16 protein-coding genes are annotated in these 16,206 nt (G+C 67.2%); 9 read left to right on the forward strand and 7 right to left on the reverse strand.

All coding sequences use genetic code 11. The features are described 5' to 3' along the window. Positions 1–773 precede the first annotated feature (773 nt). Positions 774–1,193: a hypothetical protein gene (locus tag ACCQ12_RS04765; protein ID WP_372383071.1), complete on the reverse strand. Its 420-nt coding sequence runs from the start codon at positions 1,191–1,193 to the stop codon at positions 774–776. 186 nt (positions 1,194–1,379) lie between these two features. Here ACCQ12_RS04765 and sufT point away from each other — a divergent pair, with 186 nt between their 5' ends. The 5 genes from sufT to ACCQ12_RS04790 all read left to right on the forward strand — a co-directional run bounded on the left by sufT (position 1,380) and on the right by ACCQ12_RS04790 (position 8,865). Further along, complete coding sequence (gene sufT / locus ACCQ12_RS04770; protein WP_029219190.1) at positions 1,380–1,934, forward strand: putative Fe-S cluster assembly protein SufT; 555 nt, start codon at positions 1,380–1,382, stop codon at positions 1,932–1,934. Between the two features lie 64 nt (positions 1,935–1,998). Next, complete coding sequence (locus ACCQ12_RS04775; RefSeq protein ID WP_039410064.1) at positions 1,999–3,084, forward strand: branched-chain amino acid aminotransferase; 1,086 nt, start codon at positions 1,999–2,001, stop codon at positions 3,082–3,084. Between the two features lie 313 nt (positions 3,085–3,397). Beyond that, positions 3,398–5,149 carry a S8 family peptidase gene (locus ACCQ12_RS04780; protein ID WP_123137428.1) on the forward strand — a complete coding sequence of 584 codons (1,752 nt, stop codon included), beginning with the start codon at positions 3,398–3,400 and terminating at the stop codon, positions 5,147–5,149. Positions 5,150–5,415: 266 nt separating this feature from the next. Continuing rightward, on the forward strand, positions 5,416–6,825 hold the full coding sequence (locus tag ACCQ12_RS04785; RefSeq protein ID WP_047695358.1) for a S8 family peptidase: 1,410 nt from the start codon (positions 5,416–5,418) through the stop codon (positions 6,823–6,825). Between the two features lie 342 nt (positions 6,826–7,167). Continuing rightward, positions 7,168–8,865 (forward strand): S8 family peptidase, encoded by a 1,698-nt coding sequence (locus ACCQ12_RS04790; protein ID WP_372383072.1) that lies wholly within the window; start codon positions 7,168–7,170, stop codon positions 8,863–8,865. Positions 8,866–9,081: 216 nt separating this feature from the next. Here ACCQ12_RS04790 and ybaK read toward each other — a convergent pair whose 3' ends face one another. From ybaK to wrbA, 4 genes are all read right to left on the reverse strand, one after another. Continuing rightward, positions 9,082–9,555, reverse strand: coding sequence for a Cys-tRNA(Pro) deacylase (ybaK, locus tag ACCQ12_RS04795; RefSeq protein ID WP_184439597.1), 474 nt, complete (start codon positions 9,553–9,555; stop codon positions 9,082–9,084). Positions 9,556–9,559: 4 nt separating this feature from the next. Next, complete coding sequence (locus ACCQ12_RS04800) at positions 9,560–10,045, reverse strand: asparaginase domain-containing protein (RefSeq protein ID WP_372383073.1); 486 nt, start codon at positions 10,043–10,045, stop codon at positions 9,560–9,562. A gap of 180 nt (positions 10,046–10,225) precedes the next feature. Continuing rightward, a complete protein-coding gene (locus ACCQ12_RS04805) occupies positions 10,226–10,570 on the reverse strand; it encodes a DUF2069 domain-containing protein (protein WP_166750212.1) in 345 nt (114 codons plus the stop codon). Next, complete coding sequence (wrbA, locus tag ACCQ12_RS04810) at positions 10,567–11,163, reverse strand: NAD(P)H:quinone oxidoreductase (protein ID WP_372383074.1); 597 nt, start codon at positions 11,161–11,163, stop codon at positions 10,567–10,569. The genes ACCQ12_RS04805 and wrbA overlap by 4 nt, the downstream gene beginning before the upstream one ends. Positions 11,164–11,272: 109 nt before the next feature. Between wrbA and ACCQ12_RS04815 the strand changes: the two genes are divergently transcribed. From ACCQ12_RS04815 to ACCQ12_RS04830, 4 genes are all read left to right on the forward strand, one after another. Next, positions 11,273–12,550 (forward strand): YihY family inner membrane protein, encoded by a 1,278-nt coding sequence (locus ACCQ12_RS04815; RefSeq protein WP_372383075.1) that lies wholly within the window; start codon positions 11,273–11,275, stop codon positions 12,548–12,550. After that, positions 12,547–13,155 (forward strand): TlpA family protein disulfide reductase, encoded by a 609-nt coding sequence (locus ACCQ12_RS04820; protein ID WP_372383076.1) that lies wholly within the window; start codon positions 12,547–12,549, stop codon positions 13,153–13,155. Before ACCQ12_RS04815 ends, ACCQ12_RS04820 begins: the two co-directional genes overlap by 4 nt. Then, positions 13,155–13,421 (forward strand): acylphosphatase, encoded by a 267-nt coding sequence (locus tag ACCQ12_RS04825; protein WP_372383556.1) that lies wholly within the window; start codon positions 13,155–13,157, stop codon positions 13,419–13,421. The genes ACCQ12_RS04820 and ACCQ12_RS04825 overlap by 1 nt, the downstream gene beginning before the upstream one ends. Positions 13,422–13,505: 84 nt before the next feature. Next, entirely contained in the window at positions 13,506–14,732 is a 1,227-nt protein-coding gene (locus ACCQ12_RS04830; RefSeq protein ID WP_372383077.1) for a hypothetical protein, read from the forward strand. Here ACCQ12_RS04830 and ppk2 read toward each other — a convergent pair. Continuing rightward, the gene (ppk2, locus tag ACCQ12_RS04835; RefSeq protein WP_104580874.1) at positions 14,714–15,496 is read right to left on the reverse strand and encodes a polyphosphate kinase 2; all 783 of its coding nucleotides are present in this window, start codon (positions 15,494–15,496) and stop codon (positions 14,714–14,716) included. The two genes, ACCQ12_RS04830 and ppk2, sit on opposite strands and share 19 nt — an antisense overlap. Positions 15,497–15,526: 30 nt before the next feature. After that, entirely contained in the window at positions 15,527–16,045 is a 519-nt protein-coding gene (gene moaB, locus ACCQ12_RS04840) for a molybdenum cofactor biosynthesis protein B (protein ID WP_166743983.1), read from the reverse strand. Positions 16,046–16,206 lie beyond the last annotated feature (161 nt).

The raw sequence follows: 16,206 nt of genomic DNA on the forward strand, positions 1-16,206 counted from the left end.
TTGGTGAGGGCGGGTGTGTTCGTGCGCGATGACGAATCACTGCACCGCAGAGTTGGTTGTTTTTTTAAGAACGAAGGCATCACGTCGCTGATTGCTTTTGGAAAGCTTTACGCACCGACCACCGTCGAGGGCGCGGTGCCCTCACCGCTCGCGGCGTGTCCTGCGATGGTGGGCGGGCAAGGGTCCTGCAGCAAAGGCGCAGATGATCCGCTCAGCGCCTGACCTGTCCGTAGCGAGCAATCAGATAGCGACGCCCGCATCGTGCCTATCGCGATCGCTTGGCGATCTTCACGTCTGGTCGAGGGCGCGGCGCCCTCACCGCTCGCGGGACACGCCGTCAACCCGTCCATGGGGGCTCGATGGCGGCATCCATGCCGCCAACGGTCCCGCAATCGGCGAGGGCACCGCACCAGACAGTTGGCTGGTGGTTTTGTTGAAAAGCAAAGACACCGCGTTGCAGCTTGCTAGTCGCTGTTGAAATCCATGTAGACCGACCATCTTTACTGGTCCTTGCCCGCCCACCGTCGCGGGACCTTGAGCGGCATGGATGCCGCGCCAGAGCCTCCAGGGATGGATTCACGGCGTGTCCCGCGATGGTGGGCGGGCGAGGGCCCTGCAGCAAACACGACGACATCGAATACGCGATGAGGACACCGCAACAGAGAGTTTGCTGGTGGTTTTATTGAAGAGCCAGAACAACGCGCCAGGGCGTTGATCGTGGGCCTTGTCGAAAACTCTGTGTACCAACCATCCCTGCGCCAAACGCGCCCGACTCAGCGCGCGGCCCACCACGCAACGAATAGCGCGGCGACGTAGCACAGCAGATCGAAGCCGTTGTTGGCCAGTTGCAACAGGGTCCAGGCCAGGCCGGTGCCCATCTTCTGTGCCGAGGTCCATGGGTCCAGACCGAGCGGTCCGCCCAGTTGGGCCGAGGCGATCCCCCAGTTGGCGCCGACGATGATCAATGCTGTCGTGACGACGGCAACACCGATGCGCAGCCGGCCGGCGTGCAAGGTGCCAAGGCGCAGCATCCAGGCGATCTCCAGCGCTGCCACCACCGCCATCCAGCCGGCCTGGTTGCCGAGCGCGAGTGCGATGAGGAGCCAGGCGATGAGGGCGGTGACGCATCCCAGCAGCAGGAGCGGGGGCCAGAGCCAGGGGGCGGTTCTGGCGGACGCGGTGGTGGGCGGCATTGGAGCTCCTGACAGTGCGCACATGATAGAACGCGGGCCTGCCTCTGCGCTGCATGCCTCGCCCCCACGGTGCGGCGGATGGAATGCAGCGTCGTCGCTGACGGGCGCCGCGTGCGGCGGCGATGCCGTCGCGGTCGGCTAGAATGGCCGACTTGCGCGAGTCCGGCGCGGCCCCATATCCAGCCCATGTATTCCCGTAGCAGCGAACCCGTCCAGTTCGAACGCGATTGCGATGCCGTCATGGTGCCGCAGGGCGATTCGGTGACCCTGCCCGCAGGCAGTTACGGCTATATCACCCAGGCGCTGGGTGGCAGCTACACCGTCTTTGTCGAGGGCAATCTATTCCGTATTGCCGGCAAGGATGGCGATGCGATCGGCAAGGAGGCTCCGCCCGGGCTGGAATTGCCCGACAACGCCAGCGACGAAGAGGTTGAAGCCCTGGTGTGGCAGCAGCTGCGCACCTGTTTCGACCCGGAAATCCCGTTCAACATCGTCGACCTGGGGCTGGTCTACGAGGCCGTGGTCAGCCATCGCGAAGAAGACGATCAGCGCCGGGTGGACGTCAAGATGACGCTCACCGCGCCCGGTTGCGGCATGGGCGAGATCCTGGTCGACGACGTGCGCAGCAAGGTCGAAATGATTCCGACCATCGCCGAGGCCGATGTCGAGCTGGTGTTCGACCCGCCATGGGGCCGGCATATGATGTCCGAAGCGGCCCGTCTCGAGACCGGCATGCTCTGATCGTCACGCGCCATGTCCACGATGTGGCGCCGCGTCCTTTCGCCCGCCATACAGGAATCTCCCGGTGTCCGTGTCCTTCGCTTCCACCCGTTCTCCGTCGCCGCGCAGCGCCGACGAACTGTCCGTGATCCTGGCCGCGCCCGGTTTCGGGCTGCATTTCACCGACCACATGGTCGCCATTTCCTGGAACAACGAGCAGGGCTGGCATGACGCGCAGGTGCGCGCGTACGGCCCGCTGCAGCTGGATCCGGCGGCGTCGGTGCTGCATTACGGCCAGGAGATCTTCGAGGGCATCAAGGCCTACCGGCATGCCGACGGCTCGATCTGGACCTTCCGCCCGCAGGCCAACGGCGAGCGTCTGCAGCGCTCTGCGCGCCGTCTGGCACTGCCGGAATTGCCGGTGGACCTGTTCGTCGAATCGCTGCGCCAGCTGGTGGCGGTGGACGCCGGCTGGGTGCCCTCGGCACCGGAAACCAGCCTGTATTTCCGCCCCTTCATGATCGCCGATGAGGCGTTTTTGGGCGTGCGTGCGGCGCACAAGGCTTCGTACTACGTGATCGCCAGCCCCGCTGGCCCGTACTTCGCCAAGGGTGTGGCGCCGGTATCGATCTGGTTGTCCACCGACTACGCGCGTGCGGCCAAGGGCGGCACCGGCGCGGCCAAGTGCGGCGGCAACTACGCTGCCTCGCTGCTGCCGCAGCAAAAAGCCTATGCGCAGGGCTGCTCGCAGGTGCTGTTCCTGGACCCGGTGGAAGGCAAGTACATCGAAGAGCTGGGCGGCATGAACGTGTTCCTGGTCTACAAGGACGGCAGCCTGGTGACGCCGGAACTGTCCGGCAGCATCCTGGAAGGCATCACCCGCGACAGCATCCTGCAACTGGCCCGCGACCGCGGCATGCAGGTGATCGAGCGCAAGGTGGCCATCGACGAGTGGAAGCAGGGCGTGGCCTCCGGCGAGATCACCGAGGTGTTCGCTTGCGGCACCGCGGCGGTGGTAACCCCGATCGGCGAGCTCAAGGGTGACGGTTTCGCGGTAGGCGATCTGTCCGCACCGGCGGGCGAGGTCACCATGTCGCTGCGCCAGGAGTTGACCGACATCCAATACGGCCGCGTGCCGGATCGTCACGGTTGGCTGGTGCGTTTGTCATAAGCCGCCATACATCGTCAAAAAATGGCCCTCGTGTGTCAGCACGGGGGTTTTTTTTGGCCCGCTCTGCAGCAAATGGGCCGTGACCGGTCAAAAAACTGTGCGAAGCGGACTGAACAGAGCTGATCGTTGTCACAAAACTGATATTTAAGTTTCAAAAGTGTCGATCTTGTATTGTCCAGTTTGGTTGCACTGGGGTAGGTTCGCTGAACGGATCGATAACAGGGGATCGTTCCGGGGACTCGGTGCTGACCGATGGAAGGCGGCGCCGGATAACACCGCTCAGGCGGTTCTCTTTGATTTGGAAGGGAATTCAATGTCGAACGCGTCCTCTCGCAAGCGTCCTCGCGCACTCATCGTCATGCGCGCAACCGCGCTGACCTCGCTGTTGCTGGCAACGCCTGCGTTCGCCGGCGAGGTCTACCTGGATGGCCTTGCCACCGCCCAGACCCACCAGAAATTCATCGTTACCTACAAGGACGGCAGCAATGCCCTGGCCAGTCCAAGCGTGTTGACCAGTTCGCTGCGCGCCGCCGCCCGCGCGGTACCGGCCAAGGCGGGCAGGGCGCTGGGTCTCAATTCGGTGCGCCGCCTGGCAGTGGGGCCGGAGCTGATCCAGGCCGACCGCGCGCTGGACCGTGCCGAAGCCGAGACGCTGATGCGCCAGCTGGCCGCCGACCCGAACGTGCAGAGCGTGGAAGTGGATCAGATCCTGCACGCCACGCTGACCCCGAACGACACCCGGTTGTCCGAGCAGTGGGCCTTCGGCACGACCAATGCCGGCCTCAATATCCGCTCGGCGTGGGACAAATCTACCGGTGCCGGCGTGCGCGTGGCGGTCATCGACACCGGCATCGTCAGCCACCCCGACCTCAATGCCAACGTCCTGTCGGGCTACGATTTCATCAGCGACGCGGCAACCGCGCGCGATGGCAACGGGCGCGACAGCAACCCCGCCGACGAGGGCGATTGGTACGCCGCCAACGAGTGCGGCACCGGCATTCCGGCGGCGACCTCCAGCTGGCACGGGACCCACGTCGCCGGCACGGTTGCCGCAGTGACCAACAACGCCACCGGCGTGGCCGGTACTGCCTATGGCGCCGAGGTGATCCCGGTGCGCGTGCTCGGCAAGTGCGGCGGTTCGCTGTCGGATATCTCCGATGCCATCATCTGGGCTTCGGGCGGCACCGTTTCGGGAGTGCCGACGCTGTCGTCGGCGAATGCGGCCGAGGTCATCAACATGTCGCTCGGCGGCGGCGGCGCCTGTTCGACCACCATGCAGAACGCCATCAATAGTGCGGTGTCCCGTGGTACCACCGTGGTGGTGGCTGCGGGCAACGATGCATCCAACGTGTCCGGTTCGCTGCCGGCCAACTGCGCCAACGTGATCGCGGTAGCGGCCACCACCTCGGCCGGCGCCAAGGCCAGCTATTCCAACTTCGGCACCGGCATCGACGTGTCAGCGCCGGGTTCGGCCATCCTGTCCACGCTCAATAGCGGCACTACCACGCCGGGCAGCGCCAGCTACGCGTCCTACAACGGCACCTCGATGGCGTCGCCGCATGTAGCCGGCGTGGTGGCGCTGGTGCAATCGGCGGCCCCGTCGCCGCTGACGCCTGCCGCCGTGGAAACCTTGCTGAAGAATACGGCCCGGGCATTGCCGGGCGCCTGCTCCGGTGGCTGCGGCGCCGGCATCGTCAACGCCGATGCCGCGGTCACGGCCGCGATCAGCGGCAGCAATGGGGGCGGCGGTGGCGGCGGCGGCAACACGCTGACCAATGGCACGCCGGTGACCGGCCTGGGCGCGGCCACCGGTGCAGAGCTGAACTACACCATCGCGGTGCCAGCGGGCAGCGGCACGCTCACCGTGGCGATCAGCGGCGGCAGCGGCGATGCCGACCTGTACGTGCGTGCCGGCAGTGCACCGACCGACACCACCTACACCTGCCGGCCCTACCGCAGTGGCAATGCGGAAACCTGCAGCATCACCGCGCCGTCGGGAACCTATTACGTGCGGGTCAAGGCGTACAGCACGTTCTCCGGCGTGACCCTGAGGGCCAGCTACTAGGGCCCGGTTGTTCGACGCCGCGTTGCGCTGCCGGTCACGTGCCGGCAGCCGCGCCGGCGGCGCCTCACCTCATCTGCGATGTCTCGCCCACGTCTGCCAGTTCGGCCGGCGCCGGCGGCGCATTGCCGCTCGGCCGGCAAGGACACCGGTCAGTCGTTTCGACGGGCGTCACCGCCCGTGCGTTCCGGCCCGATCCGCGGTGTGCGGCAAGGGGCCGGCCATCTCGCCGCAACCGCGGCACTTCATAAAAAACTGAGGAACGATCGATGTCCAATGTGTCGCAACGTCGTGCACCCGCACGCGCCCTGGTCGTGCTGGGTGTTTCCGCGCTGACCTGTCTGCTGGCCGTGCCGGCGTTCGCCGGTCAGGTCAATCTGTCCGGTTTGGAGTCGCAGCCCACGCTGGACCGGTTCATCGTCAAATACAAGGACGGCTCCAGCGCGGCAGTAAGCCCGACCTCGATGCGTGCATCGCTCAACTCCGTTGCCAAAGCCGTGCCGGCACGCGCCGGCCGTGCGCTGGGCCTGAACCACGTGCGCCGCACTGCGCTGGGTTCGGAAGTGCTCAAGACCGACCGTAGCCTGGACCGTGCCGAAGCCGAAACGCTGATGCGCCGCATCGCCGCCGATCCGAGCGTGGATTACGTCGAGGTCGATCAGATCATGTATCCGGTGTTGACCCCGAACGACACCCGTCTGTCCGAGCAGTGGGGCTTTGGCACCAGCGCCTCCAGCATCAACGTGCGCCCGGCCTGGGATACCGCCACCGGTACCGGGGTGGTGGTGGCCGTGATCGACACCGGCATCACCAGCCACCCGGATCTCAACGCCAACGTGCTGCCGGGTTACGACTTCATCAGCGATGCGGCGCGTGCGCGCGACAACAACGGGCGTGACAGCAACCCGGCCGACCAGGGCGACTGGCGCGCGGCCAACCAGTGCGGTACCGGCATTCCCGCCGCCAACTCCAGCTGGCACGGCACCCACGTGGCCGGCACCATCGCGGCGGTGACCAACAACAACAGCGGCGTGGCCGGTACTGCGTTCAATGCGCGCGTGGTGCCGATCCGTGCGCTGGGCCTGTGTGGCGGCGCCACCTCCGACATCGTCGATGCCATCGTCTGGGCTTCGGGCGGCACCGTGTCCGGCGTGCCGGCCAATGCCAACCCGGCCGAAGTGATCAACATGTCGCTGGGCGGCAATGGCACCTGTTCGGCCACCTACCAGAACGCGATCAACAGCGCGGTGTCGCGTGGCACCACCGTGGTGGTGGCGGCCGGCAACAGCAATGCCAACGTGGCCAACTTCACCCCGGCCAGCTGCGCCAACGTGATCTCGGTGGCCTCGATCACCTCGGCCGGTGCGCGTTCGAGCTTCTCCAACTTCGGCACCACCATCGATATCTCCGGCCCCGGCTCGTCGATCCTGTCCACGCTCAACAGCGGCACCACCACCCCCGGGTCGGCCAGCTACGCCAGCTACAACGGCACCTCGATGGCGGCCCCGCATGTGGCCGGCGTGGTGGCGCTGGTGCAGTCGGCGGCCAGCCGTCCGCTGACGCCGGCGGCGGTGGAAACCCTGTTGAAGAACACCGCCCGTCCGCTGCCGGGCGCCTGCTCGGGCGGCTGTGGTGCCGGCATTGTCAACGCCGCCGGCGCGGTCAGCCAGACCCCGTAAGGCCGCGCCGACACCCTGGATGCCGGCGCTCTTGCCGGCATCGACGTCGGGCCAACCCCGACGTAGCTGTCGGTGTTTTGAAACCTGCACTGCCCCGCTTCGGCGGGGCAGTGTGCGTTCGGGCAGCGGCAATTGCCGGGCTGCCGGCGCAGGCCGGCCGTAACGGCTGAATGAAGCGCATGCGGGCGCAGCGTGGCCGCTTCAGCGCCACCTGCGGCACGCCGATAGCCACCCCACGTGAGGCATGCGCCATCTGCCTGCCCACGCATCGGGCAAGGCGCATCGCCGTGGCGTTAGCGCGTTGCCATCCGGGTTGCCAGCTCCTTGGGGAGGGATGGATTCATGTCGTATCACTCAGTTGGCGCATTGCGCCGCATTGCACTCGTCTGTGCGTTGTCGTGCACGTTTCATGCCGCCGCCGGCGAGGTCAGCCTGCAAGGCTTGAACTCCAGCAGCAGCCATCAGCGCTTCATCGTCAGCTACAAGGACCGCGTCGGCAGCAGCCGGGCGACCGGGTTGTCTGCGCCCTGGCGCGACATCGCGCGCGCGGTGCCGGAAGCGCGCGGACGTGCGCTGGGCTTGTCTGCAACGCGTCGGCTCAGTACCGGTCCGATGTTGTTGGTGGCCGACCGCAAGCTGGACCGTGTGGACTCGGAAAGCCTGATGCGCCGCCTCGCAGCCGACCCGGCGGTCAAGCGCGTGGAAGTGGACGTGCTGATGCGTCCGTTGCTGGTGCCTAACGACCCGGGCGTGCCGCAGCAGTGGGCGATGGGCACGACCAGCGCCGGCCTCAACATCCGCCCGGCCTGGGACCGCACCACCGGCAAGGGCATCGTGGTGGCGGTGATCGATACCGGCATCACCAACCATCCCGACCTGGCAGCGAACGTGCTGCCCGGTTACGACTTCATCATCGATCCTGCGACTGCGCGCGACGGCAGCGCGCGCGATGCCAATGCCACCGACCAGGGCGACTGGACCGCCGCCAACGAATGCGGCCCCGGTGCATCCGCGTCCAGCTCCAGCTGGCATGGCACCCATGTCGCCGGCATCGTGGCGGCCGTCGGCAACAACGCGGCCGGTGTGGTCGGCACCGCCTTCAACGCCAAGATCCTGCCCCTGCGGGTACTGGGCCGATGCGGCGGCTACATGTCCGACATCGCCGATGCGATCGTCTGGGCGTCCGGCGGCAAGGTCAATGGCGTGCCGGCCAACCCGAACCCGGCCACGGTGATCAATCTTTCGCTCGGCGGCTACGGCAGTTGTTCGACAACCCTGAGCAACGCCATCACCGCTGCGGTGACGCGTGGCAGCGCAGTGGTGGCGGCGGCCGGCAACAGCAATATGGATGTCTCCACCAGCGTGCCGGCCAACTGCCCGAACGTGATCGCGGTGGCAGCCACCACCTCGGCCGGCGCCAAGGCCAGCTTCTCCAACTTCGGCAAGGGCGTGGACATCGCAGCGCCCGGGCAGTCCATCGTATCCACGCTCAATACCGGCACCACGGTTCCCGGCAATGCCGCCTACGCGGGCTATAGCGGTACCTCGATGGCCGCGCCGCATGTGGCCGGCGTGGTGGCACTGATGCAGTCGGTGGCCCTGAATCCGCTCACCCCGGCCACGGTGAAAGCCTTGCTCAAGAGCAGCGCTCGGCCCTTGCCGGTGGCCTGCACGCAGGGCTGCGGGGCAGGGCTGGTGAATGCCGACGGCGCGGTGACGGCGGTGATCGAGTCGACCACCTTGACCAGGAATGTTGCTCGCACCGGGCTGAGCGCAGCGCTTTCCGATTCGCTGTATTACCGGGTCAACGTGCCGGCCGGCACGCGCACGCTCAAGGTCACGCTTGCCGGTGGCAGCGGCAATGCCGATCTGTCGCTGCGGGCCGGTGCGTTGCCGACCGATGCCGCTTACAGCTGCCGCAGCATGTTGCCGGGCAATGGCGACAGCTGCACGCTGGCTGCGCCCGCAGCCGGCGTGTACTACGTCCGCTTGAAGGCGACGCTGGGCTTCTCTGCGGTCAGCGTCACTGCGGCGTATTGAGGAGTTCCGGCGCGTCGTTGCCGCCGCGTCTGGAGACGCTGACGAGTGCCGCGGCGTGGGCAGTCGTCAGTGGGTGCGGGGAGCCTGGCGCGACGTCGATTGGAAGTTGGATACTGAGGTCGAGGTCGAGGTTCGACCGAGATGTCGCGTGTGAGCCAGGATTCTGAGCGAGGAACGCGCGCACCAGCGGGTGCGTGCGGCAGCGCGATGATGCGTCTATTCGCACAGCGCACAGGCGCGTGCGGCCAGTGCCTGCAACAGCTGGGCGCCGGGCAATTCCAGCAGCAAGCCACGCTGGCCAGCGTTGATCCAGAGCGCGGGTGCATCCAGTGCGCTGGTGTCGACCAGCACCGGCGCCTGCCGTTGCTGGCCGAGCGGGCTGATGCCGCCGACCTTGTAGCCGGTGCGGCGTTCGGCATCGGCCACCTCCATCATGCGTGCCGACTTGCCGCCGTACGCGCTGGCGAGTTTCTTCAGCGACACCCGGCGGTCGCAGGGAATCACCACGCAGACGGCGTTGTCATCGACCCACGCCATCAGCGTCTTCAATACGGCGTGCGGCGGTAGCCCCAGCGCCTGTGCGGCTTGTAATCCCTTCGCATCGGCATCGGCCTGATAGGCGTACGGATGCAACGCATAGCCCACGCCGGCCGCGTCCAATGCCTTGGTGGCGCGGGTGGCCTTGCTCATCGTGTCAGATCGATTCGAAACGGTTGGCCGCCACGTTCTTGCGCACCTTTTCCGGGTTCCATATGCGGCCGTTCATGGCGATGTAGACCCCGGCCGGCAACGACTGCACCGCACCCACCGCGCAGCCGATGTTGAATTCCGCATCCGAGCCACGGAAGCGCGCCGGGTTCAACGCACCGGTCATCACGATGGTCTTGTCGGCGATCGTCTGCAGCACCTTGCCGGTTTCCACCATCGAGTCGGTGCCGTGGGTGATTAGCACGTGGCGGGTGGGTTGGGCGGCGATGGTGGCGCGGATCAGTTCGCGGTCGGCCTCGGTGATGTGCAGCGAGTCCTTGCGGACGATCGGAATCACCGAGAAGCGGAAGGTCACGCCCAGTTCCTTGAGGATCTGGCCGATCTGCGGGTCGCCGATCTGGTAGTCCGATTTGTCGTCGAAGTAGATCTTGTCGATCGTGCCACCGGTGGTGACGATCAGAAGGTCTTCCATTGCTGCCAATCCTGTAGGGCCAACGCGGTGCAGGCCGCGCGAGGGCCGCCATGATACCGCCCGACTGCGGTGCTGGCTGCGGCCCGCGGGCAGGCAAGCCGGACACCTACGCTCACCTGGACAGGTGAGCGGTCCGCCACCGGGCCACCGGCGTGGTCAGTCCGCGCGCAGCTGCGCCGGTCAGCGCGCCCTGCGCTTGCTGCCGAACCGGGCCGCCACGCCAGGCCCGCTGACCAGCCCGATCACCAGCAGCGCCAGCAGCAGTTCCAGCCACGCCAGGCCGCGGGCGTGCGGCTGGCTCCAGGCAGCCATCACGCCGTGGCTGAACCATCCCAGCGCGAACACGCCGGCCCAGAAACGTGCGCGGGCGCTGCGTACCGCCAGCACACCGGTCAGCGCGGCCGGCAGCACGAACACGATGAGCGCGGCGATCGGGCGCGCATCGTCGTGGAACCAGACCACGAACAGCAGCGCCAGCGCCAGTAGCGCCGCCGTCAGCAGCCAGCGCGTGGCGCGCAGGCTCACGGGGTCGCCAGCCGCCGCGCGATGTCGGCCACCCGGCGGCCGAGCGCGCGCGCCAGCAGGGTCTCGTCCTCGCTCGGTTGCGGGTCGCCGCCGGCACCGGACACATGGCTGGCGCCGTACGGCGTGCCGCCGCTGGTGGTGTGGCTAAGCGCCGGCTCGGTGAACGGAATGCCGACGATCAGGCAGCCGTGGTGCAGCAAGGGCAGATGCATCGACAGCAGCGTGGATTCCTGCCCGCCATGCATCGAGGCGGTGGAGGTGAACACACCCGCCGGCTTGCCGGCCAGGGTGCCACTGGCCCATTCGGCGCCCAGGCTGTCCAGGAAGTGCTTCATCGGCGCAGCCATGTTGCCGAAGCGGGTGGGGCTGCCCAACAACAGGCCGCTGCATTCGGCCAGATCGGCGCGGTCCACGTACGGGGCGCCTTCGTCCGGCACCGGCGGGGCGCTGATCTGGGTGACCGCGGCCACCGGCGGCACCGTGCGCAGCCGCGCGCTCATGCCGGGCACTTCGCCGATGCCGCGCGCGATCTGCCGCGCCAGCCGCGCCACCGAACCGCCACGGCTGTAATACAGCACCAGAATCTCCGCCATCGCATCTACCAACTGTGTGAGTTGCCGCAGTATCGGCCAAGCGGCCGGCCTGCTGCACGCCGCAGGTGCGGCAAGGCCGCGATGACGGCGCATCGGGTACCCTTGCGCGATGTCGCGTGTGAACACCCTCCACCAATGGAAAGAGCGTCTGCGCGACCGCGCGCGGACGGTGAGCTTCGGGCGCTTTCTGTGGCGCCGCTTTCTCGATGACCGGCTGTTCCAGGCGGCGGCCTCGCTCGCGTACACCACCGTATTCGCACTGGTGCCGCTGGCCATCGTGGTGTTCGGCGTGTTGTCGGCATTTCCGGCCTTCAACGAGTGGAAGGACGCGCTCACCGACTTCATCTTCAACAATTTCGTGCCCGGCGCCGCGCGTTCGGTGCAGAACTACCTCAACCGCTCGCTGGAAGACCTGGGCAAGTTCACCGTGGCCGGTATGGTGGCGCTGGTGGCTTCGCTGCTGATCACCCTGCACAGCATCGAGCAGACCTTCAACAGCATCTGGCGGGTGGCCGCTGCGCGCCCCAAGGTGACGCGGTTCCTGATCTATTGGACGGTGCTGACGCTGGGCACGATGCTGGCCGCGGCCTCGATGGCGATGGCGGCCTACGTGTTTGCGCTGCCGCTGTTCCGCACCACCGAAGGCCAGTGGCTGGCCGAATTCGCCTGGCGGCTGGCGCCGATGGCGGTGGAGTTCGTCTGCATCGTGCTGATCTACCGCGTGGTGCCGCAGCACGTGGTGCGGCTGCGGCATGCGCTGCCGGGCGCGCTGCTGGCGGTGATCCTGATGGAAATCGTCAAATGGGGCTTCGGGTTCTATCTCGGTAATTTCCAGACGTATCAGCGCATCTACGGCGCGCTGTCGGCATTGCCGATCCTGTTGTTGTGGATCTATCTGAGCTGGGTGTCGGTGCTGCTGGGCGCCTCGCTGGCTTCGTCGATGTCCGCGTTCCGCTACCAGCCCGAAGCGATGCGGCTGCCGCCGGGCTTCGAGATCTACGGGCTGCTGCGGCTGCTGGGGCGTTTCCGCCAGGCGCGCATCCATGGAAACGGCCTGGACGAAGACCGCATCCTGGCGCTGGAACCCATGCTCACCGATACGCTGATGCAGGAGCTGCTGTGCGAGCTCAAACGCATCCGCCTGCTGCGTCGCGACGAGCGCGGGCAATGGCTGCTGGCGCGTGATCTGGACGTGGTGACCTTGGCCGAACTCTACGAAAACTGCCAGCTGCGCGTGCCGATCGAAGACCGCCCCTTGCCCTGTCGCGACGATGCCTATGGCCAGGCCGCCGCCGCCGCGCTCGAACAATTGCGCCAACCGTTGCGCAGCGTGCTGGCGCAACCGGTTGGCGACCTCTACACCCACCTTCCCGGAGATCCTCCATGACTGTGCGCCTTGTGCGCGGCGCGTGCGCGCTGCTGTTGCCGCTGTTAGTGCTGACTGCCTGCAAGCCCACCGGCGACGGCGCGCCCGCGGCCGATCATGCGGCCGCTCCCACCGCGCCGGTTCAGCCACCTGCAGCGCCTGCCGCTCCCGATCCGGCCGGCGCCGCCAACACCTCGGTCGTGCAGCAGACCGCCGAAATGCCCAAGCTCTCGCTGCCGACCGTAACCGGCGAGACCTACGATCTGGCCGCGCATCGCGGCAAGTGGGTGGTGGTCAATTTCTGGGCCACCTGGTGCGCGCCCTGCCTGAAGGAAATGCCGGAACTGTCGGCGCTGCACACCATGCGCGATGCCGTCGAAGTGGTGGGCCTGGCCTATGAAGACATCACCGCTGCGGACATGCAGGCCTTCCTGAAGGACCATCCGGTCTCCTATCCGGTCGCCATCCTCGACCCGTACCAGCCGCCGCAGGACTTCGCCACGCCGCGCGGCCTGCCGATGACCTATCTGATCGGCCCGGACGGCAAGGTGGCCAAGCAATTCCTCGGCCCGGTCACCGCGCGCGATATCGAAGCCGCCGTGGGCATCACCGGCAAGGCCGGTTGATGCAGGCCGCACGCTTTGTCATCAGCGGCGTGGTGCAAGGCGTCTACTACCGGGCCTCCACCCGCGACCGCGCGCTGGCACTGGGCCTGTCCGGGCACGCCCGCAACCAGGCCGACGGCAGCGTGGAGGTGATCGCCGCCGGCAACGCGGACGCCCTGGATGCGCTGGAAGCCTGGCTCTGGCAAGGCCCGCCGGCGGCGCGAGTGGCCGCGGTGACACGGGCACCGTGCCCGGTTCCGACGACTGAAGACTTTGTAACTGGCTGAGCGCCGGCCCGCACGGCGGGGCAACAGAGTTGGGGCACCGCGCCGATAACCTTGTCAACGCGATCAGGCGTTCAGGGGAATGTAATGGCCGCTCCAACTCAGGATCACAACGACGCGCACGATCAGCCGGCACGCCGCCGTCGCCAGCTGGCGCAATCCGCGCCATGGCTGTATCTCGGCGCGCTGCTGGGCAGCGGCTGGCTGCTGTTCGTGCAGCCGTCCACGCGCGTGCTGCAGTCTGGCCAGGCGGCCACCAGCTGGCTGGTGGCCTGGACCTTCGGCGGCATCGTGATCGGTGCGTTGCTGTGGAGCCTGCGGCTGGCGCGCCGTGGCCTGGCGCAGCCCTCGGCAAGCTACCCGCTGTCGGCACGCCTGCCTGAATCCTGGGCCGATGCCTACGCCGCATTGCTGCGTCCCGCGCCGCCGGCCCCGGTTGCCGTCTCCCGGTTGGACCCGGCCCACACCCAGCGTGGCGCGGCCTGGCATCGCTTCGGCGGCGGCATGCTCAGTGCGGAAACCTTCGACCCCGACGATGCCACCCGCGCGCCGTGGGATGGGCTCGATGCCCAGACCTGCATCGCGCGGCTGGACGAAGTGCGCACCGCCTGGCAGAACGCCTCGGCCAACCGCGCGCTGCAACAGGAACGCCGCTACTGGCTGGACGTGGTGCTGTCGCTGCTCGACCACGGTGTCATGCGGCCGTTGCAGGACGGCTACCTGCCCGACACCGCCGCGCTGCGGACCGAGCGTTTCCTGCTCGGCGCCGATGCCGGCCCGGTGGTACTGGCCGAGGTGCCGGCCCTGTTCGCACGTCGCCTGGCACTGGCCATCGACGCCATGCCGCCCGCCCAACGCGGCGCGGCCGAGGCGCAGTGGCGGCTGCTGCAGCAGATGCACGCCCTGGTGGCCGAAGGCCGCATGCTGGACGAGCGTTCGCAGGTGATCCAGGTGCTGGCCTGGAACCCGGACGTGGACCTGGACCAGGTCGAAGTGGCCTACATCCTGGCTGCCGAATACCGCGAAGGCATGCGCGACTGGCTGCGCCGCGCCGCCCTGGTGCGCCTGCCCGACAGCGCGCTGCGCCTGGACGAAGTGCTGCTGTCCTCGTGCAGCCCGCTCGGCGCGCAAGCCGATGACGTGGACTACATGGAAGCGATGCGCCCGCTGCACCGCGGTTTCATGCAGTTGTTCAGTCAGCGCCTGAGCCAACTGGTGCTGCAGGCCGAGCAGGCCGAACGTCAGGCCGGCCTGCATCCGCTGCCGCGCGCTACTGCGGCCAGCGATGAAGTCTCTCAGGACTGGCCGGCGTAATCGTCGATCGGCTCCAGCACGCCGTAATGTTCCTTGTGCGGCTTGCCGTGCAAGGGCGGTAACGCGAGTTGCGCTTCGGGCACCGACGTGTCCGGGAGCCGATCCAGTAGATCGCGGATCAGGCTCAACCGGCCCCGTTTCTGGTCGTTGAAATCCACCAGCGTCCACGGTGCATCGGGCGTGTGGGTCGCTTCGAGCATGCGCTCGCGGGCGGCGGTGTAGTCGTCGTATTTGTCGCGCGATTGCAGATCCACCGGCGACAGTTTCCAGCCCTTGAGCGGGTCTGCGTGACGCTCGGCGAAGCGTTCTTCCTGCTCTGCCTGGTCCACGCACAACCAGTACTTGAACAACAGGATGCCGTCGTCGACCAGCATCTGTTCAAAGCGTGGCGCCTGCTCCAGGAACGCGGCGTATTGCGCGTCGGTGCAATAGCCCATGACCCGTTCCACGCCCGCGCGGTTGTACCAGCTGCGATCCATCAGCACCAACTCGCCGCCCGCCGGCAGATGCGTGACATAGCGCTGGAAATACCACTGCGTGCTCTCGCGGTCGCTGGGCTTGGGCAGCGCCACCACCCGGCACTGGCGCGGATTGAGATGGCTGGCGATGGTCTGGATCACGCCGCCCTTGCCGGCGGTGTCGCGGCCTTCCACCAGCACCAGGGCGCGCTGATTGGTGTGGCGCAGCCAGCGCGCCATGCCGACCAGTTCCAATTGCAGCGGTGCCAGCAGTTTCTTGTAGGCCTTGCGTTTGAGATGCGACATGCGCGTTCCAGCCGGTGGAGAGCGCGCAGGCTATTCGCCCAGACGTGGACGCAGTGTCGCCAGATTGCACGGTTTGGTCCGCGCATCCAGCTGCGCACGCACGATCTTCTCCCATGCCGTGCGGCAGGCCGAAGTGGAACCGGGCAGGCAGAACACGAAGCTGTGGTTGGCAAGCCCGGCAAACGCGCGCGATTGCAGCGAGGAGGTGCCGATCTCGTCCACGCTGACCGCGCGGAACATTTCGCCGAAGCCGGGCATGACCTTGTCCAGCAACGGCATGATTGCCTCCGGAGTGCTGTCGCGGCCCGTAAAGCCGGTGCCGCCGGTGATCAGGATGCCGTCGACCTGTGCGTCGGCGATCCAGCCGGACACGATCGCGCGCATGCGGTAACGGTCGTCCGGGCACAGCGCACGTTCGTGCAGCACATGACCTTCGTGGGTGAGGGCATCGGCCAGGTAATCGCCGGAGCGGTCATCGGCCAGGGTGCGGCTGTCGGACACGGTCAGCACGCACAGGCGCAGCGGAATGAAGTCGAGAGTGGAAGGCATGCGCGCAGCCTAGCGAGCCGGGACGGCCGGGTACAGCGTTGTGGTGTGAAGTTGTACGAAGCGGCTGCCTATCAGGCGTTAGCTACCGCGTCGCTCTAAGCCCCTCTCCCTGCGGGAGAGGGGTTGGGGTGAGGGTACGGTTAACCAGTGTCACTGCCGCA

The organism is Xanthomonas sp. NCPPB 1068, assembly GCF_041479385.2.
GTDB classification, from domain to species: Bacteria; Pseudomonadota; Gammaproteobacteria; order Xanthomonadales; family Xanthomonadaceae; genus Xanthomonas; species Xanthomonas cannabis.